Origin of the sequence: Streptomyces sp. NPDC001027 (genome assembly GCF_040299045.1) — a bacterium.
GTDB lineage: Bacteria > Actinomycetota > Actinomycetes > Streptomycetales > Streptomycetaceae > Streptomyces.
In genome coordinates this window covers 1-1,040 of record NZ_JBEPBI010000618.1, presented here as the reverse complement: position 1 = coordinate 1,040, position 1,040 = coordinate 1, and the positions used below count along the sequence as shown (strand labels likewise).

General features: G+C 73.5%; 1 protein-coding gene and 1 pseudogene. Both read right to left on the bottom strand.

Annotated features, from left to right (window positions below; all coding sequences use genetic code 11):
- Positions 1-718: FadR/GntR family transcriptional regulator (locus ABT300_RS44360; RefSeq protein ID WP_351688918.1), on the bottom strand; the 718-nt coding region annotated here is incomplete at its 3' end.
- A pseudogene (locus ABT300_RS44355) lies at positions 709-1,040 on the bottom strand (aldo/keto reductase); the annotation flags it as partial. The gene ABT300_RS44360 and the pseudogene ABT300_RS44355, both read right to left, overlap by 10 nt.

Sequence of the window (1,040 nt, the reverse complement as noted above, 5' to 3'; positions counted from 1 at the left end):
GCCGCGGGGGCGCGGCGGAGACGAGCGGCCCGTGGGCGCGCAGATGCTCCTTCAGCCACCGCTCGGTGGTGCTCACGTGCAGCAGCGCGGCGGCCTGGCTGAGGGCGGCGTCCCGGCTGCACAGCGCCCGGTGGATCGCCTCGTGCTCGGCCAGGGTGCGGCCCGCGGACTGGTCGTCCGTCCGCCCGCGCCAGATGCGGGCACGCAGTGTGCGGCCGGAGACGCTCTCCAGCAGGGTGAGCAGGGTCTCGTTGCCGGCGGCGGCGACGACGGCACGGTGGAAGGCGGCGTCGTGCGCGTTCAGTTGCTCGACGTCGTCGCGGGCCTCGCGCATCGCGTCCAAGTGGCCTTTGACCTCAGCCAGTTGGGCGTCGGTGATCCGGGTGGCCGCGAGCGCGGTGGCCATGGGCTCCAGAAGCCGTCGCACCTCCATCAGATCCTGCAGAGCCGCCGCGTCGCTCTGCAGGAGTTCCACCACTCCGCCGAGCCCCTCCAGCAGCAGACTGGGCTGCAGGCTGGTGACGTAGGTGCCGTCGCCCCTGCGGATCTCCAGGACCCGCGCGACGGACAGCGCCTTGACCGCTTCGCGGGCGAGGTTGCGGGACAGCCCGAGCTGCGCGGCCAGATCCGGTTCCGGAGGCAGCTTCGATCCCGGGGGCAGGGCCCCGGTGCGGATCAGCTCACGGATCTTCTCGATGGCCTTGTCCGTCAGGGACACGGCGCACTCCCCGCACGGTCGGCGGCGCGGGGCACGTCGGACCTGATCAGTCCCTTGGAGCGGAGGTCGTCCCACAGGGCTTCGGGGACGTGCCGTCGGTGGAGTTCGGCGTTGCGCGCGACCTGGTCGGGGCTGCGCATCCCGAGGGTGACGTTGACGACGCTGGGGTGGGTGTGGGGGAAGGCGATGGCGGCGGCGGGGAGGGTGGCGCCGTGGGCGGTGCAGACGTCGGCGATGGCGCGGGCGCGGGCGACCAGCGCGGGTGGGGCGTCCTGGTAGTCGTACTTCATGCCGTCGGCGGGGCGGTCGCGGGAGAGCAGGC